19 protein-coding genes (1 of these 19 only partly in view) are annotated in these 18,324 nt (G+C 51.3%); 16 read left to right on the forward strand and 3 right to left on the reverse strand.

Annotated elements, in window-relative coordinates:
- Nucleotides 1-26 precede the first annotated feature (26 nt).
- A complete protein-coding gene (locus ACLIN2_RS01950; protein ID WP_411503094.1) occupies nt 27-1,076 on the forward strand; it encodes an XdhC family protein in 1,050 nt (349 codons plus the stop codon).
- Complete coding sequence (locus ACLIN2_RS01955; protein ID WP_411503095.1) at nt 1,069-1,689, forward strand: nucleotidyltransferase family protein; 621 nt, start codon at nt 1,069-1,071, stop codon at nt 1,687-1,689. The genes ACLIN2_RS01950 and ACLIN2_RS01955 overlap by 8 nt, the downstream gene beginning before the upstream one ends.
- A gap of 124 nt (nt 1,690-1,813) precedes the next feature.
- On the opposite strand, the gene ACLIN2_RS01960 is transcribed toward ACLIN2_RS01955, so the two are convergent.
- The gene (locus ACLIN2_RS01960) at nt 1,814-2,740 is read right to left on the reverse strand and encodes a LysR family transcriptional regulator (protein WP_411503096.1); all 927 of its coding nucleotides are present in this window, start codon (nt 2,738-2,740) and stop codon (nt 1,814-1,816) included.
- A gap of 124 nt (nt 2,741-2,864) precedes the next feature.
- Between ACLIN2_RS01960 and ACLIN2_RS01965 the strand changes: the two genes are divergently transcribed.
- From ACLIN2_RS01965 to ACLIN2_RS01980, 4 genes are read left to right on the forward strand one after another with little or no spacing between them, the layout of a single operon-like run.
- A complete protein-coding gene (locus ACLIN2_RS01965) occupies nt 2,865-3,302 on the forward strand; it encodes an SRPBCC family protein (RefSeq protein WP_122925488.1) in 438 nt (145 codons plus the stop codon).
- Nucleotides 3,303-3,310: 8 nt separating this feature from the next.
- The gene (locus tag ACLIN2_RS01970) at nt 3,311-4,189 is read left to right on the forward strand and encodes an FAD binding domain-containing protein (RefSeq protein WP_327932994.1); all 879 of its coding nucleotides are present in this window, start codon (nt 3,311-3,313) and stop codon (nt 4,187-4,189) included.
- Nucleotides 4,186-4,671, forward strand: a complete 486-nt coding sequence (locus tag ACLIN2_RS01975) for a (2Fe-2S)-binding protein (protein ID WP_400588466.1) — start codon at nt 4,186-4,188, stop codon at nt 4,669-4,671. Before ACLIN2_RS01970 ends, ACLIN2_RS01975 begins: the two co-directional genes overlap by 4 nt.
- A 4-nt stretch (nt 4,672-4,675) precedes the next feature.
- Nucleotides 4,676-7,033 (forward strand): xanthine dehydrogenase family protein molybdopterin-binding subunit, encoded by a 2,358-nt coding sequence (locus ACLIN2_RS01980; RefSeq protein ID WP_411503097.1) that lies wholly within the window; start codon nt 4,676-4,678, stop codon nt 7,031-7,033.
- 199 nt (nt 7,034-7,232) lie between these two features.
- Here the strand turns inward: ACLIN2_RS01980 and ACLIN2_RS01985 are convergent, their stop codons facing one another.
- Entirely contained in the window at nt 7,233-7,622 is a 390-nt protein-coding gene (locus tag ACLIN2_RS01985; protein ID WP_092276819.1) for an ArsR/SmtB family transcription factor, read from the reverse strand.
- Nucleotides 7,623-7,791: 169 nt separating this feature from the next.
- Here ACLIN2_RS01985 and ACLIN2_RS01990 point away from each other — a divergent pair, with 169 nt between their 5' ends.
- From ACLIN2_RS01990 to ACLIN2_RS02005, 4 genes are all read left to right on the forward strand, one after another.
- Entirely contained in the window at nt 7,792-8,088 is a 297-nt protein-coding gene (locus ACLIN2_RS01990) for a hypothetical protein (RefSeq protein WP_122960280.1), read from the forward strand.
- A 196-nt stretch (nt 8,089-8,284) separates the two neighbouring features.
- Nucleotides 8,285-10,546 carry a heavy metal translocating P-type ATPase gene (locus tag ACLIN2_RS01995; RefSeq protein ID WP_411503098.1) on the forward strand — a complete coding sequence of 754 codons (2,262 nt, stop codon included), beginning with the start codon at nt 8,285-8,287 and terminating at the stop codon, nt 10,544-10,546.
- A 125-nt stretch (nt 10,547-10,671) separates the two neighbouring features.
- Nucleotides 10,672-11,637 carry a helix-turn-helix transcriptional regulator gene (locus ACLIN2_RS02000; RefSeq protein WP_411503099.1) on the forward strand — a complete coding sequence of 322 codons (966 nt, stop codon included), beginning with the start codon at nt 10,672-10,674 and terminating at the stop codon, nt 11,635-11,637.
- Nucleotides 11,638-11,714: 77 nt separating this feature from the next.
- A complete protein-coding gene (locus tag ACLIN2_RS02005; protein WP_411503100.1) occupies nt 11,715-12,221 on the forward strand; it encodes a DinB family protein in 507 nt (168 codons plus the stop codon).
- 50 nt (nt 12,222-12,271) lie between these two features.
- On the opposite strand, the gene ACLIN2_RS02010 is transcribed toward ACLIN2_RS02005, so the two are convergent.
- A complete protein-coding gene (locus ACLIN2_RS02010) occupies nt 12,272-13,288 on the reverse strand; it encodes an ATP-binding protein (RefSeq protein WP_411503101.1) in 1,017 nt (338 codons plus the stop codon).
- Nucleotides 13,289-13,329: 41 nt separating this feature from the next.
- Between ACLIN2_RS02010 and ACLIN2_RS02015 the strand changes: the two genes are divergently transcribed.
- The 6 genes from ACLIN2_RS02015 to ACLIN2_RS02040 all read left to right on the forward strand — a co-directional run.
- Nucleotides 13,330-13,503, forward strand: coding sequence for a hypothetical protein (locus tag ACLIN2_RS02015; RefSeq protein ID WP_411503102.1), 174 nt, complete (start codon nt 13,330-13,332; stop codon nt 13,501-13,503).
- 224 nt (nt 13,504-13,727) lie between these two features.
- Nucleotides 13,728-14,951 (forward strand): MFS transporter, encoded by a 1,224-nt coding sequence (locus ACLIN2_RS02020; protein WP_310239057.1) that lies wholly within the window; start codon nt 13,728-13,730, stop codon nt 14,949-14,951.
- 34 nt (nt 14,952-14,985) lie between these two features.
- The gene (locus tag ACLIN2_RS02025) at nt 14,986-15,366 is read left to right on the forward strand and encodes an MmcQ/YjbR family DNA-binding protein (protein WP_310239058.1); all 381 of its coding nucleotides are present in this window, start codon (nt 14,986-14,988) and stop codon (nt 15,364-15,366) included.
- Nucleotides 15,367-15,452: 86 nt separating this feature from the next.
- Nucleotides 15,453-16,820 carry a sigma-54 interaction domain-containing protein gene (locus ACLIN2_RS02030; RefSeq protein ID WP_411503103.1) on the forward strand — a complete coding sequence of 456 codons (1,368 nt, stop codon included), beginning with the start codon at nt 15,453-15,455 and terminating at the stop codon, nt 16,818-16,820.
- 344 nt (nt 16,821-17,164) lie between these two features.
- Nucleotides 17,165-17,371 (forward strand): hypothetical protein, encoded by a 207-nt coding sequence (locus ACLIN2_RS02035; RefSeq protein WP_310239060.1) that lies wholly within the window; start codon nt 17,165-17,167, stop codon nt 17,369-17,371.
- Nucleotides 17,361-18,324 carry the 5' portion of a GntP family permease gene (locus ACLIN2_RS02040; RefSeq protein WP_411503104.1) on the forward strand. It continues 422 nt past the right edge of the window, so only the first 964 of its 1,386 coding nucleotides appear in the window; its start codon is at nt 17,361-17,363; its stop codon lies beyond the right edge, outside the window. Before ACLIN2_RS02035 ends, ACLIN2_RS02040 begins: the two co-directional genes overlap by 11 nt.

Raw genomic sequence — 18,324 nt, forward strand, 5'->3', positions numbered from 1 at the left:
GAGGATTTCACAAGGAGGGTGCCGAAATGTCACGTTTACAGGAGTTTCGGGAAGTGATGAATCAGATCAGGATGGCTTGGCAGGAAGGTCACAAGGCTGCACTGCTTATGCTCATGAATGTACAAGGGTCGGCTTACCGCTTGCCAGGTACGAAGGTAATGATGGCAGAGGATGGACGTATCTTTGGGACGATAAGTGGGGGCTGTCTGGAAAGCGATCTGTTCGGCTGGGCTGAAAAAGCCATGCAGTCAGGAGAACCTCGTCTGCAGCGATACGACCTGAGCGAAAGTGAAGTGTGGAGCCTGGGGATTGGCTGCAAGGGCTCGCTTACGATCGGCATCCTGCCTGTGAATCCGCAAGACCGCTTTTGGTTGCAGGTAGACGAAGCGCTTCAGCGAGAGCAAAGTGTTTCCTTGATTATTGAAATCATCAACGGGTCACGTGCGCTGCTGACAGAGAACGAAATGGTCGCGCGAGAAGGCGACTTGCTGCCGGAAGAAGTCCTTCGCCATGCCAGACAGCGCTTTGATCGCCAGACACGTGCAGAAGTCTTTGTTTTTGAAGGCAGACGTTTTTATATCGATGTGGTAAAACCGAATGAGCGATTAGTTGTAGCGGGTGCTGGGCTTGATGCACGACCCGTTGTTGAAATGGCGGCGCGTATGGGCTTTTCGGTCACCGTGTTGGACCCGCGAAGCGGTTTTAATACACCGGAAGCTTTCCCTGCTGCACGTCATATCGTCCAGTCAGCAACAGAGGTAGACCCATCGGAGCTTTCAGACAGCTGGTGGGTGATCATGAATCATCATCTGGAGCGCGATCAAGCTTCCCTGGATCTGGCTATGCGCAGTGATCCGAAATTTATCGGAGTGTTGGGGCCTCTCACGCGTACAGAAGAAATGCTGGTACAGATTGATCGCAAGCTTTCAAGCGGTACGATTCATGCCCCGATCGGTCTCGACCTGGGGGCAGAAACGATGGATGAGGTGGCGATGAGTATCGTGTCACAGCTGATGGCAGAAAGAAATAGCAGACAAGCCCTTCCGCTGCATGGGAAGAGCAAGATCCATGCCTAGAATCGGTGCGATTGTACTGGCGGCAGGACTGTCACGGCGCATGGGGGAGGCCAAGCAGTTTTTGCCTCTGCAGGGGAAACCGTTGTTTCGTCACAGTGTTGAGAGGGCAATAGCAAATGATCTGAGTCCGGTTCTGTTGGTTGGCGGAGAACGAACGGAAGAATTGCGCCGGCTGACAAGTGATTTGCCAGAGGTAGAGGTGCTGGACAACCGAGAGTATGCGACGGGAATGGCATCTTCTCTGCGAGTTGGGATTGCTGCTGCGAGTGGACACGTTGATGCAGTCCTCGTATTTTTGGCGGACCAGCCGTATGTGCCGGACGAAGTGGTACAAGCTTTGATCCGTACCTACGAAGACAGTCGGGCAGAAGGAACCAAGATCGTGCGTGCCTTCTACGCGGGCACCGCTGGTCATCCCGTGCTTTTTGACGCTGCTTTGATGGAGGAGCTTTGCCTAGTGACGGGGGATCAGGGCGGCAAAGATGTGATCGTCAAATACAAGACTCACATGAAAACGGTCAGCTTTGACACTGCAAGCTGGAATCTCGATGTAGATACTCCCGATGACTATCGACGGATTCAGGAAATAGACCCGCGACTGCATCAGAAATAGATAGAAAAGAAATAGGATTTATCCAAAGGCTGATACCCATGGGTAAATCCTATTTCCATTTCTACAAAGGTAAGCGCTTTCGATCTTTTTGAATTAAAAAAATTAAGAGTATTCAGGAAAATTTTTACATGGAGTCTTTGTTCATCTCTTCAAAGTAGCTGATGGTAAAATCGCGCAGCTCGCGGGCAGCCATGGTGAGATAACGGGCTTTTACCCAGGATAGCCCCACGACCCGCTTGGAGTAGTGATCGACGATGGGCAAGTAAACAGGTGCTTGGGCTTCCCGTTTTTCCAGGGATTGTGTCCACCAGTGCTGGTTGTAGGTCCACCAATGCTCTGGAATGAGGGCGACGCCCAGTCCGTTGTTAACCATGCGCAGGATGACTTCTGCATCATTGCACTCAAAGGCAAAATTCGGAGTAAATCCGGCTTGCAGACACATGTTGGTTGTCGTTTCTGTCAATTCGTACGTCTTGGTGAGACCGATGAAGGTTTCTGTGGCTGCTTCGCTCAGGGATACCTTGTTTGCGTTTGCGAGGCGGTGGTCAGGCGGAACCGCAAGAAACATATTTTCTGTCAACAAGGAAACGCTTTGGATGCGTTCTTCCTGAATAAGCGGATGAGTAATCGCGAGGTCGACCTCTCCGCGTTCCAAAAGATTTTGACATTCTTGCGTGGAGCCTTGCAACAGCTTGACATTGACGTGAGGATGACGCTTGAGAAAAGCACTGAGCAGCTCCGGAAGCAAGCGGCCAGTGGCAGCTGCCAGAAAAACTTGTCCGCGCTCCAATCCGGTCAGGTCAGCCAACTCCTGTTGCCCTTCCTCCAGCTCGGAGAAGACACGCTCGATGCGTTTGAGAAAGGCTTGTCCAAAGCGATTGAGACGGATTTGCTTGCCATGACGGTCAAACAGAGGGACTCCGAGATGCTTTTCCAGTCGGCTAATCATTTTACTTAGGGACGGCTGGGAAATATGAAGCTCCTCGGAGGCTCGCGTCATATGTTCCAGACGAGCGACGACTTGAAAGTATTTTAGTTGTAGCAGATCCATACGCATCCCACTTTCATATGTCGATTTGTCTATCGAATTATAAATGATTATGTATTTTTAATTATATAAAATCAAGGATAAACTGTAGGAAACGGCAACAAGATGCCAGCGGGGAGTGAAAGATATGAATTTAGCGGGCGAGACGAAGTTTAAAGAGTCCAGTCAGAATATTTGGGATGCTTTGCATAATCCGGAAATTTTAAAAGGGGCGATTCCTGGCTGTGAGCGCTTGGTGCTCAAGGAGAACGGAGAGTACGATGTCGTTTTGAAGCTGGGTGTTGCTGCTGTAAAAGGTGAATACATCGGTCAAGTAAAGCTCGAAGATATCGTCGAAGGCTCCCATTATGTTCTCTTGGCAGAGGGCAGCGGTTCACCAGGTCACGTGAAAGCCAGAATGGACTGCAAGCTGGTAGAAACCGATAAAGGCTGTACCCTGACTTGGGATTGTGACGCAGAAGTAGGCGGAATGATCGCCAGCGTAGGTGGTCGTGTACTCGGCGGAATCGCGAAATTTATGGCAGGGCAGTTTTTCAAAGCAATCGAAAAACAACTGGGGAGGTAGGACCGTAAATGAAACCAGCCGCGTTTGAATACCTGCGTCCGTCGAGTTTGGAGGAAGCGCTTCAATACCTTGCTGATCTGGGCGAGGATGCAAAAATTATGTCCGGTGGCCAGAGCCTGATTCCGGTTTTGAACATGCGGCTTTCTACACCGAAGTATTTGATTGATATCGGTCGTGTTGAGGATCTTTCCTATATTCGCGAAGAAGATGGCTACCTCGTGATCGGTGCGCTTACGAAGCATCGCGACGTGGAGTTTTCGCCGTTGGTTCGAAAGCTGTGTCCCCTTTTGGTTGAGGCGGTTCGCTGGATCGGGCATCCCCAAATTCGCCACAGAGGAACGATTGGCGGAAGTATCGCCCATGCGGACCCGTCTGCAGAGCTTCCCTGTGTGATTGCCGCACTGCGTGGAGAGATTGTCATCGCCCATGCCGACGGTGAAGAAACGGTTACACCTGATGAGTTTTTCCTCACGTATTTGCTGACTTCCCTGCAGCCCGACCAAATGATCAAAGAGCTGCGCTTCCCGATTCTTCCGGAAACAGCGGGCTATGAATTTACAGAAGTATCAAGACGTCACGGTGACTTTGCCTTGGTTGAAATCGCGGCAGTCATTGACCTGGATGAAAACAACGAAATTACCTTGGCCAGACTCGCGGCTGGTGGAGCAAACCCGGTACCTTGCGTATTGGAGGATGCAGAAGAATTCTTGATAGGCAAAGAGCCTACAGACGAGGTTCTGGAAGAGGCCAGTGTGCTGGCAAGTGAACAAGTAGAGCCGGACAGCGATTTGCACGGTTCTGTGGAGTACAGACGCTCTTTGGTAAAAGCATTGACCAAGCGTGCGCTGCAAACAGCTTTGAAACGGGCGGGAGGGACGAAGGGATGAATACAAAAGAAATTACCGTTACCGTAAACGGAAAGCAGCTGACGGAAACCGTAGAAACACGCATGCTTTTGGCTGACTTCATTCGCGATCATCTGAATCTGACAGGTACGCATTTGGGCTGTGAGCACGGTGTCTGTGGTGCATGTACCGTATTGGTAGACGGAAAAGCTGCGCGCTCCTGTCTGATGCTCGCGGTCCAAGCAGATGGCTGCAGCATCGATACCGTTGAGTCTTTGGTAAAAGAAGATGGGACCCTGCATCCGCTGCAACAGGCATTCTCGGACAACCATGCTCTGCAATGCGGTTTCTGCACGCCAGGCTTCATGATGACACTCGTTGATTTCCTGAACGAAAACCCGAATCCGAACGAGCACGAGATTCGCGAAGCTATCTCCGGTAACCTGTGCCGCTGCACAGGCTACGCAAACATAGTCAAAGCAGTAGAGCAGGCTTCCCAAGCGCTTGCCAAACAAGGAGAGTGAACCGATGGCGACTCTAGTTGGACAAAGCTTGAGACGTAAAGAAGATTATCGCATGGTCACGGGTACAGGAATGTTCGTCGCCGATATCAAAAAGCCGGGAATGGTGGAAGCGACCTTCGTGCGCAGCACACATGCGCATGCGAAGATCAAAAATATCGACGTAGAAGCGGCAAAGGCGTTGGAAGGTGTGTACGCAGTTTACACAGGTGCGGATTTGGTAGGAAGAGTAAAGCCGCTTACCCAGATTGACTCCCACTGTCGCCTGCCGAAGCATATCGAAGACCAGATCAAACCGTTCATGTTCAATAATGAAGAGCCAGTTCTCGCGCAAGGAAAGGTCATGTACGTGGGACAAAGCGTGGCATGTGTAGTGGCGAAAAACCGTTATGTCGCTGAGGATGCGGCAGCCCTGATCAAAGTCGATTACGAACCACTGCCGTCTGTCGTGGATCCGTTCAAAGCACTGGAAGAGGGAGCTCCACTCGTACAGGAGAGCATGGAGAACAACCTGCAAGCGTACTTCCACTTGCCAGTAGGAGATTATGAGGAAGTATTGAAAAAGGCTGATCACGTACTGAGCGGCCGCTTTACTTCTCCGCGTGTTTCCTCCAATCCGATCGAGACGCGTGGTGTCGTGGCCGATTACGAAAGCCGCGGCGACCAGCTGCATATTTGGTCTTCTACCCAAATGCCTTTTGAGGTACGTCACTATGTCGCGAAGATTCTGGGGCTCGTGGAACAAAATATCCGCGTAACAACTCCTGACGTAGGCGGCGGTTTTGGACCAAAAGGGGGACTCTATACCGAGGAAGTCATGCTGGCTTTCCTGGCGAGAGAGCTGAAACGCCCAGTTCGCTGGATCGAGGACCGCATCGAGAGCATGAGTGCGGCTCGTCATTCCCGTGACCAAATTCACGATATCGAAGTGGCATTCATGAACGACGGTACGATTCTCGGCCTGCGTGATCATTTCGTGCTGGACGTCGGTGCGATCAACTACTTCGCTTTCACCTGCGCGTACAACAGTGCGGCGCATTTCCGTGGTGCTTACAAAATCCCGGTATTCGACCTCACATGCAAGATTGCGTTGACGCACAAAACACCGAATGTTCCGTACCGCGGTGCGGGAAGACCGGAAGTTGTTTTGGCAATGGACCGGATGGTGGACATGATTGCTCGCCATCTCAATATCGATCCGGCTGAAGTCATGATGAAAAATATCATTCCGGCCGAGGAAATGCCGTACAGCCAAGGGATGTACTATAAAGATGGCGGCGAGCTGATCTACGATAGCGGCGACTATCCGGAAGCGATGCAAATGGCGCTGGAAATGTCCGGCTACAAAGATATTCGCGCGAAGCAGGAAGCTTGGAGAAAAGAAGGCAGATACGTGGGGATCGGGATTTCCTCCAACGTAGAAGGAACCGGTGTGGGACCGTTCGAGGGCGCTAAGGCGGCGATCGATGCTTTCGGACAGCTGATGATTCACACAGGCTCTTCTCCGCAAGGACAAAGCCATGAGACTGTCTTCGGGCAAGTTGCAGGAGATGTCCTGAACGTCGGACTGGACAAAGTAACCGTCAAATGCGGAGATACGGCCCTTCTCGGCTTCGGTGCCGGTACGTATGCGAGCCGAAGCGCGGTAAACGCAGGTTCAGCTACTCATTTCGCAGCAGAAAAACTACGTACGAAAGTGCTGGCGGTTGCAGGTCATGTGATGGGCATCCCGGCCGAGGAGCTGACGATGAAGGATGGCGTCGTTTACTCGGAAAAGGATCCCGAGCAAAAAATGACGTTTGCGCAAGTATACGAGGCAGCAGCACCAGGTCCTCGCTGCAAGGTACCACCCGGCATGGAGCCAGGCTTGGAAGCTACCCATTACTTCGTGCCGCCGACAGTTACCTACTCGTCCTCCTTCCACGTCGCAGAGGTCGAAGTAGATATCGAGACCTGCTTCGTCCAAATCAACAATTACTACATCGTGCACGACAGCGGTCGCGTGATCAATCCGATGATCGTGGAAGGCCAGGTACAAGGAGGCTTCGCACAAGGTCTGGGTACGGCTCTGTACGAAGAGATCGTCTACAATGACAACGGTCAGCTGCTGACAGGTACGTACATGGACTACCTGATGCCGACCGCGATGGAAGTGCCGAAAGCGTTTCAAGGCGAGCAGGAATACTACTCCACGCGCAACCCGCTCGGTGTCAAAGGAGTAGGGGAGAGCGGCGCAATATCTTCGCCGGCTGCGATTGCGAATGCGGTAGTAGATGCTTTGTCTCCGTTCAACATAAAAATCGACCGCCTGCCAATCAGCCCGAACCGTGTGTTCAGCCTGCTGCAGGATGGCCAAAGGGCGTAATCGCCACATCCGATAAAGTCAAAACCAACGCTACAAAAAGGGGCGCATCAATCAGTGAGCGCCTCTTTTTTTGCTTCCTCAGCTTCTATGGTCAAACCCCACAATAGAGAAGCCATCGCGCACAGTGGGGACTGACTCCCGTTTGTGCAGCGATGGCTTTTTTTAACCAAGTTTTCTCATGAGACGTTCTGTTGTTTTCTTATCCGTTGCTTTCCGAATGCACGGGAATCCGCTGCTCCTTGGCGTGCTCGACGCCTGCCGAGATGAGATGACGCACGTGGTCATCATCGAGGGAATAGAAAACGAGCTTTCCTTCTTTCCGATACTTGGCAAGTCCCATATTACGCAGCAGCCGTAAATGGTGAGACGTATTGGCGATCGAACTGCCAATAATCGCGGCGATATCACAGACGCAGAGCTCGTCTTCCAATGACAAAATGTGAATGATTTTCGCGCGTGTATCATCAGCCAGCGCCTTGAAAATCTTCGCAACACCTAATGATTCGGCTGCGAACGGCTTTAAACGATTCACCTTTTCGTCATCAAAGCATTGAACCTCACAAATATCGTCCTGTTCTTTTGGAGACACCCGACTTCACCTCTTGCCTCATTACAATGTCTTCCTATTATAGTCATTCGTATGAAAACTGGGAAGGAAAAACGACATTTTGGTGGCGTGGTAGTTCCTCCTTATTTTTTGGTGTAAAATGGACGTGTTTACTTGTCACGTTTGACGGGGAAAGGAATTGGGAAAAATTATGAACGTACCACAGAAATGCCCGAAATGCCGTTCCAAAAAAATCGACTATACCGAGTCCATCAACCGACGTCTCTATACGATCCTGTACGCCCTTGTTTTGCTGATCTTGGGCTGGATCGGGATCGTTATGAAAGGGACGCCAGTCATTTTCCTGTTTCTTGGGTTGATGGGTGCGTTTGTGCTCTTTGCCATTCGTTTGTCGCTGGAGAAGCGAAAAGTGATCAAATGCCTTTGCCTGGATTGTGGCGAGCGCTGGCAAACCCTGCCGAACCCAACTGAAAACACAGCTCGATAAACCGTTCAGAGGCTTCTTTATTGGAGAAGCCTCTTTGTTTTTTTCGGGACGTTCGCATGCATGAGGGAAATAGGCGGAAAAATCAAATTCTATCCTTGAATCACGGGAATGGTTCGGATAGTATAATAATTAAATATTCGTTTGAATGACATGCGGATTCGACTAAAATACGGGATTGGAAAATAGGTGAGAGCAGATGTCAGCGGACAAAAATAAAGGTGCCTGCTGCAACGATCATCATCATTGTAGCGCCGGGAACAGCGCGGCCGGCCATGAACATAAGTCAGACAGCCACAAATCGCACGAGATGAAGCTGCTCCCTGTCATGGGGGCAGAGGAAGCTGTGGCTGCTGCGGATTTATCACGGGCAGCTGTATACCGTATTGTAGGCATGGATTGCAGTTCATGTGCCAAATCCTTAGAGAAACATATGAAATCACTCGCAGCGGTTCAGAATGTCGTTGTCAATTTTTCTACCGGCAAGATGCAAATTGTGCAAGAGGGACTATCTGATGAATCGATTGTAAGCGAGGTGTCCAAGGCGGGATATGCCGCCAGCCCCCTAGCTCGGGGCAAATCGAGTAAGGCAGAAGCGAAGGACAGCATGGGGACGCGGCTTGCGGTCATTTCTGGCGTGCTGCTTGCACTAGGCTTCCTGGGTTCCTTTACGAGCTTTCCTGAGCTGCTTTTGACTGTTTGTTATGCCTTGTCCATGATCATCGGTGGCTATCGACCTGCTCGCAGTGCCTTTTACGCGATCAAAAGCGGTTCGCTTGACATGAATGTGCTGATGACTGTGGCTGCGATCGGGGCAGCTCTGATCGGAGAATGGCTGGAGGGAGCGACGGTCGTCTGGCTTTTCGCCATCGGGAATTGGCTGCAAACGAACTCCATCGAGAAGACGCGTGATTCGATTCGCACCTTGATGGATCTGACGCCCGCAGAAGCCTGGGTGAAAAAAGGAGAGTCGATGGTCAGGCTGCCTGTGGAGAATGTAGGCGTAGGTGACATCATCGTCGTCAAGCCAGGTGAGAAAGTGCCATTGGACGGTGAAATTCTCTTCGGTACATCCAGTATCAATCAGGCGCCGATTACGGGGGAGTCTATCCCGGTTGACAAACAATCAGGTGACACCGTCTTTGCGGGCAGTGTCAACGAGAGCGGCTCGTTGGAAGTCAAAGTGACGAGGCTGGTTGAAGATACAGCCATTGCAAAAATCATTCACTTAGTCGAGGAGGCGCAGGAGAAAAAAGCGCCGACGCAAGCGTTCGTCGATAAATTTGCGGCTTGGTACACCCCGATTGTACTGGTGCTGGCACTCTTGGTGATCGTGTTTCCCCCGTTGCTGGGCTGGGGAACGTGGGGCGAATGGTTCTATAAAGGGTTGGAGCTGTTGGTCGTAGCGTGCCCATGTGCCCTGGTCATCTCGACGCCGGTAGCGATCGTGTCTGCCATTGGGAATGCCGCGCGGAACGGAGTCTTGATCAAAGGCGGAGCCTTTTTGGAAAAGGCCGGGGCGATCAACGCGATTGCTTTTGACAAGACCGGTACACTGACACAGGGCAAGCCGCAAGTCTCACAAATGCTCGCGGCTCCCGGCAAAGAGGACGAAGTGTTAGCCATCGCCCGTACGATTGAAGAGCACTCACGCCATCCGATTGCACAGGCGATCTTGACGTATGCAGGCGAAAGGAAGATCGCTCCGTTAGCAGGGCAGGACTTTGGTGTCATCGTGGGAAAAGGGGCGGAAGCGAGGATTGGCGGGGAGTCGTATTACGCAGGAAAACCCGCCTTGTTTGAAGAAATGGGCATATCGCTGGCAGCGTGGAGCGAGCAGATCGCGTCCTTGCAAAACGAAGGCAATACAATCGTGATGGTCGGGACCAGCCAGTCAATTCTCGGGCTGATTGCCGTATCGGATACCATTCGCGATATCTCCGTAGGGGCGATCAGTAAGCTGAAGGCTGCTGGTATTCAAGAGATAATCATGCTGACTGGGGACAATGCAGGCACGGCGGCAAAGGTGGCGAGCCAAGCGGGCGTCAGTCGATACTTTGCGGAGCTCTTGCCGGAGGATAAAGTCGCGGCGATTCAAAAGCTGCAGCAGGAAGGCAAGACAGTCGCGATGGTGGGAGACGGGATCAACGATGCACCTGCTCTTGCAACCGCCGATCTGGGTATTGCCATGGGCGGAGCGGGTACAGATGCCGCTATGGAAACAGCTGATGTTGTGCTGATGGCAGATAACCTGGAGAAGCTGCCCCATACGGTGAACATCAGCCGCAAAGCATTGCAGATCATTCAACAAAACATTTGGTTCTCGATCGTCATCAAGCTCTTGGCACTCGTTTTGATCTTCCCAGGGTGGCTGACCTTGTGGCTGGCAGTACTGAGTGATACGGGAGCTGCGCTGATCGTCATTTTGAACAGCATGAGGCTGCTCAGGATGAAATCATAAAGGAAAAGGAACCAAAGGGAGGCCCTTCCGCACAGCAATGAGCGGGAGGGTTTTTTGTTGGTTTCCAAGGCTTTGAATTGTTAAAATAGGGAAACAATACGAGCAATAGGAAAAAGGGGAACAATATGTCCAAAGCGGATAATATGCTATCTATTCTGTGGTTGCTGCAGACTGGAAAACGTTTGACTGCCAAGCAGTTGGCAGAAGCCTTGGAAATGAATATTCGAACCGTTTACCGCTACATTGACGCTCTGTGTGCGAGCGGTGTTCCCATCGTCGCGGACTCGGGCCATAACGGCGGATACAGCTTGCTCCAGCCCTTTACGGATGCTCCTCTGCTCTTTGATTTGAATGAACAAAAGTCGCTGATTCACGCCGCAGTGTTCGCCCAAGAAGCGGGGTATCCGTTTGGGGAAGATTTGGATCGGGCGATCGCCAAGCTGAAAAGGTACACCAATGAAGAACAGCGAGGCGCCATCGAACGCCACAGCAGAGGCTTCGATGTCATATTACCTCCTGCCAATCCGATGCTGGCGTCGATGCTGCAAGAGCTGGAGATCTCCGTCGCCAACGAGCACACCCTCATCGTGGATTATCAGAAAAACTTCCAGACCGAATATCAGACAAGGCAGATCGATCCATACGGCCTCGTTCACTGGAAAGCCACCTGGTACGTCGTCGCCTTTTGTCATTTGCGCGGTGACATTCGCAGCTTTCGTGTCGATCGGATTGGAAACATGACGCGCACGGATTCGACATTTCAACGACCTGCGATGTTCTCCGCTCGGCAATATTTTCTATCTAGCCTTTTATCTGACGCGGATCGACAGGAAAAACCGATTTCCATCAAAGTTATCGGGAGAAAGCAAGCCCTGAACGATTTGTGCGGGCACTGGTTTCTCGGTAGGACGCTGGTGGAGCGGACGCATGAGGAAGCTCATTTCCAACTGGATGAACAGCTCGTCCACACGCATGTCCCTCATATTCTGTTGCCATTCGGGAAAGCGATTCGGGTACAAGAGCCGTCCTTCTTAAAGGACCGTTTGGCTGCCATCGCAGCTGATTTATTGCATTACTATCAGTCCACTTAATATTCACTGACTGAAGCTGTCAGGGAAGCCAGTGTATGATCGAGCTATCCCAAAGAGATTGAATGGAGGAAGCTTGCATGAAACAGGATGCTGTCCGTTTTTATGATTACCATTTGTGGGCGAATGAAAGAGTCTTTCAACGCTTGAGGGAAGTGCCACAAGAGGTCTGTGAACAGGAAATTCCTAGCGTGTTCCCGACGATTACAAAGACACTGCAGCACATGCTTCGGACGGATCATGTGTGGCTGCTTGCGATGAAAGGGGAAAGCTACGAAAACGTCGGGAAGATCGTAGGTGCACTGTCACAGCAGCTGGAAGGCAAAGGGCCAGAGGAACTGCGCAAAGGCTTTATTGAGATCGGGGAGAAGTTCAAAGACTTTTTCGCGCAAACCGATCTGGATGCAAAAGCTCCTTATACACACCCGGCAATGGGAACCATTCATGTTCCCTACAGTGAGATTGTCCAGCACGTCGTCAACCACGGAACCTATCATCGGGGGAACATTTCCGCCATGCTCCGCCAGCTGGGTCATGCAGGAGCTTCTCACGACTACATTTACTTCCTATTTGAACAAAACCTCTAGAGAGACCACGATAAAAGCTCTGCCTGAATGCAGCAGAGCTTTTTGCTGGCTTACTTCTTTGCTTGGAACTCGTGATTGACTCGCTCAGGCAGACTGTCCCAAAACTGAGCGATGTTCGGCTTGGGGTCCCCGATGATACTGACGCCTTTTTGGCCAAACTCGTAGATCACATCCTGGTTTTCCTGCAAAAGCGAGACGTAGGCCGTCACGATGTCGGCCGTTTTGCTGTCAGGGCGTGTCTTCACAAAGCTCTGATAGTTTTTCTTTACGGCCGGGAGAAGCTTCATCGTGCTTTCGTCGATGGCATCGTATCGGTAATCCGACAAGTAGGCTTTCAAATAATCGGTGTAGAGTGTTTGGATCTGGGACTTCTTGAGCCCGGCAGGATATACAGTCAGATAGTTTTCCGCTGTCATCAAACGCTTGCCCAAATCCTCACGGGAAATCTGCAGCCCGCCGTCGCCTGTGTATGCTTTGTTTCCTTCTGTCGCTTGAATCGCGAGGTATTCTTTCAGGTCGTTCGATAAAAAATTCCCATAGGCAGCTTGCAGGGCCGGGTAGTCGACTTGCCAGTACAACGACATGTCGGAGGTTGCGATGAGCGTAAGCTTGCCTGCCGTTTGGGTTTGCAGCCACTGCTTGAGCTTGTCGTCGTTTTGGATTTTGTTGAAGTCGTACGGATAGTCGAGTGCGTACAGCTGATCCGTCACGCCCGGCTGCTGCAGCAGATTGCGAAAATGATCATTTACAACGGAAACATGGCTCGCGTAAAAAGACTCCAGAGCCAAAAACATCTGGTCTGCTGTTTTGGCATCTACCTGCTTCAGATGTTCATCGAGAAAAGCGGTCACCTCCCGCGCTTCCTTGGCTTGGCTGACGGTCACCTGCAGCTGCTGGAGGACTTCGATATCCGCCTTGGAGCCATTCTGATCCGGGCTTACAGGGGTGGCGGTATTGCCTGATGAAGCAGGCGGAGGTTGAACAGTCAGTTGTTTGTCTTGGCTCCCGCAGCCCGTCAAAAGGGCAAAGGCGAGAAGCGGAATTAGGGTACATTTGCAGCGTTTCATATTATCAATCACTCCATTTTTATTGGGACGTAAGACGAAGTATGGGCGCTTCCGTCTTCGGAGTAGCAGAGGGGCAGCGTGCTGCCGGTCTTGGTGTCAATCACGAAAAGTCCGCTCATGCCTTGGCCAAGGCTGAGGACGGTGAAGGCAAAAAGAAACAGACTGGACTTGGTTATTATTTCTTGATCAGGGTTTTTATGTATGTTATGCTTTGAGCATTCTAACACGAAAGGGTGACCATCAAGCCAATGAAGTACTAATTCCTATTTCCAAAAAAAGCATTCGAAATCAAAAACGATGCGCTTTTCTGGATAGGATTAGTATGTGCATATTGGCAAATGGATGGTAGCTCCCGTGTGTTGTTGAACGGGTTTCTATGTCTTTTTGTGATGGTATGCGATGCCTCCTGTCCAGAAAAAATGGATAAGGAGGTTTTTTGATGTCTGGACTCTTTCAAAATCGTTACGTGCGGGCCATCTTGCTTTCAGGCCTGTTCTTGCAAATTGGGATATGGGTACGCAATTTCGCGATTTTGCTCTACGTCATGGATCATACAGGGGGAGATCCTCTGGCGATTTCCATGATCTCGGTTGCTGAGTATGCGCCCATCTTTCTGTTTTCGTTTCTCGCCGGAACCTTTGTTGACCGTTGGAGACCAAAGCGTACCATGGTCTGGTGTGATCTGATCAGCGCGATATCCGTGATTGCAGTGCTCCTCACGTTTATCTATGGAACATGGAAAGCTGTCTTCTTCGTGACGTTGATTTCTGCGATTTTGTCACAGTTTTCCCAGCCGGCGGGGATGAAGCTGTTCAAGCTGCATGTGCCAGCCGAGCAGCTGCAGGCAGGGATGTCGATGTACCAGACGCTGTTTGCGATCTTCATGGTTTTGGGGCCGATCCTAGGCACGTTTGTCTTCCAGTCTTTTGGGATGGTCATGGCGATGGTCGTTACCTCTTTGGCGTTCATGCTCTCTGCCCTGGTCCTGTTCTTTTTGCCGGCCGACCCAGTAGAAGACAAAGCGAAGCAGCCTTCCACCCTGTGGGCTGACATGGCAAGCGGGATGCGCTATGTACGAGAAAACCGCGTGCTGACGCTGATCGGGTTGTGCTTTCTGGCATCTGGACTCGCTATTGGACTCGTACAGCCACTCAGTATTTTTCTGGTGACGGAACGATTGGGATTGCCAAAAGAAAGTCTGCAATGGCTCCTCATGCTGCAAGGGATTGGGATGATTGCAGGGGGAGGCTTGACTATGAGCTTTGCGAAAACAGTCGCCCCGCAAAAGCTGCTCATCATCGGGATGCTGGGAAATGCGCTCGCGCTCGCCGTAGCCGGACTCTCTACTCACCTGTGGCTGACTTTAGCTGCGCAGCTGTTTAGCGGGCTGCTTCTGCCCTGTATTCAGATCGGGATCAACACCCTGCTCCTGAAGCATACCGAGAGTGCGTTCATCGGGAGGGTAAACGGTATTTTGATTCCGATGTACACCGGCTCGATGGTGGTGACGATGAGTGTAGCAGGAATGGCAAAAGAACATTTCTCGCTGGTGTCGATCTTTGTGCTGGCTTCCTTGCTCTTTATCGTGGGCACGCTGTTTATTATGCCGCTTGCGCGAATGCAAGAAGGAAAGCAGGGAGAGAGCAAGGAACAGATTGGGTAATGGGCAAACCAACCAAACAGGAGGAGTGCAAACGATGGGGCACCAGCAAATTACATCAAAGGAAGGTCTAGCTCTCGTTGAAAAAGTGCGTAAGCTGGCGATGCGTCTGCCGGAGGTTGCGGAACAGGTTGACGCGTTTGGGCACATATCTTTTCGCGTCAACGACAAGCCGTTTGTGATGATGGGGGAGGGCAGGGAAGATGGCCCTACCCTCTCCATCAAGACGCTTCCCACGACGCAGGAGTATTTGCTTGCGCAGGAGCATTTTTACAAAACACCCTACATTGGACAGCATGGCTGGGTCTCGATTGTCGGGGAGAACGTCACCGATTGGAAAGCGATCGAGAGTTATCTGATTGAGGGATACCTGCGTTCTGCACCAAAGCGTTTGGCCAAGCTCGTACAAGCTACCTGATGAAAGCAGCCAAAAACCGTTCTTCTCTTTGAAGCGCCTGCTATAATTCAAGAGAGAGAATTACTGCCTGGAAAGGAGGGGCCGTTATGGAATGGAATCTCCAGCAGATGAGCAAGCTCTTGGAAGTCGTTTTTGAAAACGCTCACGAACCTATGATCGTCACAGATAAGGACGGCAAAATCCTCCTCTTGAACAGGAGTTATCGTGAGTTCTTGAATGTACAGGATGTTATCGGCATGCCGGTCACAGAAGTCATCGAGAATACGCGGATGCACATCGTCGGCCAAGAGGGTGTGGCAGAGATTGCAGACATCCAGCAAATTAAAGGCCAAAGCATGATCGCTCACCGCATCCCGATCATGTACGAGGGAAAGGTCCTTGCCGTTCTGGGTACGGTGCTGTTTCAGGACGTGAAGGAGCTGGCGTCGCTGGCAGCGATGGTCGACCAGCTCAAAGACGAGTTGACCTATTATAAAAAAGAGCTGCGCCGGAGAATGGGAGCTACCTACCATGTGGATCAAATCGTCGGTTACAGCCAAAAGATGCTGGAGCTCAAGCAATTCTCGCAAAAGGTAGCGAAGAGCGATTCGACGGTGCTCATTACGGGCGAGAGCGGAACCGGCAAGGAGCTGTTTGCCCATGCGATTCATGCGGAGAGCAAACGGAAGATGGGGCCGTTTATTCGGGTAAACTGTGCGGCGATCCCGGATACCCTCCTGGAATCGGAATTGTTCGGTTATGAAGAAGGGGCGTTCACGGGAGCGGTGCGGCGAGGCAAAAAGGGGAAGTTCGAGCTGGCCAACCACGGTACGATCCTGCTTGATGAGATTGGCGACATGCCGCTGCCTTTGCAGGCGAAGCTGCTGCGGGTATTGCAGGAAAAGGAAGTGGAGAAAGTCGGATCAGTGCGAACGACGCCAATCGACGTGCGGGTGATCGCCTCTACCAACCAGGACATGCTCGCCAGTATCAAGGAAGGGAAGTTTCGTGCGGATCTTTACTATCGTCTGAATGTCGTGTCCCTGTCCATTCCGCCGTTGCGCGAGAGGCTGGAGGATTTGCCCGAGCTCGTCTCCAACCTGCTCACTCAGCTGGTAGAGTCTACGGGAGTGACGGTCCGGGCGATCGATGATGATGTTTGGGCTGTCATGCGAAGCTATTCTTGGCCAGGGAACGTGCGGGAGCTGCGAAACGTGCTGGAGCGCGCTCTTCATTTGATGGAGGATGATGTGCTGAAAAAGGAGCACATTTGGCTTCCAGCGCCTTCCGAGGAGCTTTCCAATCCTGCTGTGGTTCGCCCTTTGAAGGAAACGCTGGAGCAGGCGGAGCGGGATGCTTTGCTGCACGCGATGAAGGAAGCGGGAGGAAACAAGCAAGAAGCCGCGAAGCTATTGCGTATCAGCAAGTCGACGTTCTACGAAAAGTGGGAGAAGTACAGATTGGAGAAGCAATAAGAGAACGTTCACAGATGAACCTGGGAAGTGGCCGACTGCCGCTTGGACAGGTTTTTTTGTTTGTTTTCCGAATTTCCGGAATGGATCAGCCCCCTTTCCTTAAAGCGCTTTCAAGGCGTTCCGAAATGGCGGAAGTGTTTTTCCGAATTTCCGGAAAATACAGCTGGTCCAGAGCGCTGTGGGATCAAGTGGAAAGGCCTGAAGTCTTGATGCGACAGTGTTTTTTGAATTTCATCCAAGGTTGGCACGCTCTGTGCTATATAGCTAATTGCAAGTTGTAAGCGGTTTCTTTCAGCCGTCAGTGTGCGAGGGAACATTGCTCAAGAGAGGGGGGCAGTGGATCATTGGTTGGTGAATCTGGCGAGCAGGATGATTCGGGGCAAGTTGGTAAAGGGTATGAAGAGGCGTGCTGCATCGACCCTTTGTATCAACTCCCGGCCGGTCCATTCTCGGAAATGACAACGGAATGGCTGGGGCTTATCGATATGGAAACAAAGACGCCTGGATTTAGCAAGAAGGCGTACTTGAAAGGAGAATCGTATGATCATTGAAGTATTATCTATTGTTTTAGCGCTCGGTCTCTTAATGTTTTTTGCGTACCGCGGCTACCCAGTTATCGTTTTTGCTCCTATTTTTACGTTGCTCGCGGTCGTATTGTCCGGAATCGCGCTATTGCCTAGCTATACCGAGACCTTTATGACGAACGCGGCCAACTATGTGAAATCATTTTTCCCTATATTCCTGCTTGGCGCGATTTTCGGAAAGATGATGGAGTTGAGTGGAGCAGCTTCCTCGATTGCCCACTCGATCGTAAAAGCGTTGGGCTCCAACCGCGCCATGCTCGCCGTCGTGCTTGCCTGTTCCATCCTGACGTATGGCGGCGTTTCGCTGTTCGTCGTAGCTTTTGCGGTGTATCCATTTGCAGCAGCTATTTTCCGTGAAGCAAACATCCCGAAACGTCTGATTCCAGGTACGATCGCTCTTGGTGCTTTTACTTACACCATGGATGCTTTGCCAGGTACTCCACAGATTCAAAACATTATCCCAACCACGTATTTCGGTACAGATGCATATGCAGCTCCTCTCGTGGGTATCATTGGAGCCATCATGGTATTTGTAGGCGGTATGTACTGGCTGGAGCGTAGACGCAAGCAGGCGGCAGCAGCAGGCGAAGGCTACGGTGACGGTCATATCAACGAACCAGAATTGCAAAAGAATCAAACGTTCATGAACATTTGGCTGGCAATCTTGCCACTGGCGATCGTGCTGATCGGAAATTACCTGTTCAGCCGCGGTTTCTGGAATGTAGAGACCTGGTACGATGCTGGCATGCTGAAAGAGTCCTTTAAAATCGATAAAGTGAAAAACGTGGTGTCTTCCTGGGCGCTGATCATTTCCTTGAGCTTGGGGATCATTGCAGCACTGTTGATCAACGTAAACCACGTAAAAACCAAATTGGCAAGCGGTTTGACTGCTGCTGCGATGGGTTCTTTGCTGGCAATCT

The sequence above is a fragment of the Brevibacillus centrosporus genome, from assembly GCF_046622605.1.
In the GTDB taxonomy this organism is placed as follows: Bacteria; Bacillota; Bacilli; order Brevibacillales; family Brevibacillaceae; genus Brevibacillus; species Brevibacillus centrosporus.

Bases quoted from the DNA above. Each gene is read 5' to 3' on its own strand.
- ACLIN2_RS02005 (WP_411503100.1), top strand. From the start codon at position 11,715: ATGAAACAGGATGCTGTCCGTTTTTATGATTACCATTTGTGGGCGAAT.
- ACLIN2_RS01970 (WP_327932994.1), top strand. From the start codon at position 3,311: ATGAAACCAGCCGCGTTTGAATACCTGCGTCCGTCGAGTTTGGAGGAA.
- ACLIN2_RS01960 (WP_411503096.1), bottom strand. From the start codon at position 2,740: ATGGATCTGCTACAACTAAAATACTTTCAAGTCGTCGCTCGTCTGGAA.
- ACLIN2_RS01965 (WP_122925488.1), top strand. From the start codon at position 2,865: ATGAATTTAGCGGGCGAGACGAAGTTTAAAGAGTCCAGTCAGAATATT.
- ACLIN2_RS01975 (WP_400588466.1), top strand. From the start codon at position 4,186: ATGAATACAAAAGAAATTACCGTTACCGTAAACGGAAAGCAGCTGACG.
- ACLIN2_RS02025 (WP_310239058.1), top strand. From the start codon at position 14,986: ATGGGGCACCAGCAAATTACATCAAAGGAAGGTCTAGCTCTCGTTGAA.
- ACLIN2_RS02020 (WP_310239057.1), top strand. From the start codon at position 13,728: ATGTCTGGACTCTTTCAAAATCGTTACGTGCGGGCCATCTTGCTTTCA.
- ACLIN2_RS02010 (WP_411503101.1), bottom strand. From the start codon at position 13,288: ATGAAACGCTGCAAATGTACCCTAATTCCGCTTCTCGCCTTTGCCCTT.
- ACLIN2_RS01980 (WP_411503097.1), top strand. From the start codon at position 4,676: ATGGCGACTCTAGTTGGACAAAGCTTGAGACGTAAAGAAGATTATCGC.
- ACLIN2_RS02030 (WP_411503103.1), top strand. From the start codon at position 15,453: ATGGAATGGAATCTCCAGCAGATGAGCAAGCTCTTGGAAGTCGTTTTT.
- ACLIN2_RS01950 (WP_411503094.1), top strand. From the start codon at position 27: ATGTCACGTTTACAGGAGTTTCGGGAAGTGATGAATCAGATCAGGATG.
- ACLIN2_RS01990 (WP_122960280.1), top strand. From the start codon at position 7,792: ATGAACGTACCACAGAAATGCCCGAAATGCCGTTCCAAAAAAATCGAC.
- ACLIN2_RS02015 (WP_411503102.1), top strand. From the start codon at position 13,330: ATGGGCGCTTCCGTCTTCGGAGTAGCAGAGGGGCAGCGTGCTGCCGGT.
- ACLIN2_RS02000 (WP_411503099.1), top strand. From the start codon at position 10,672: ATGTCCAAAGCGGATAATATGCTATCTATTCTGTGGTTGCTGCAGACT.
- ACLIN2_RS01995 (WP_411503098.1), top strand. From the start codon at position 8,285: ATGTCAGCGGACAAAAATAAAGGTGCCTGCTGCAACGATCATCATCAT.
- ACLIN2_RS01955 (WP_411503095.1), top strand. From the start codon at position 1,069: ATGCCTAGAATCGGTGCGATTGTACTGGCGGCAGGACTGTCACGGCGC.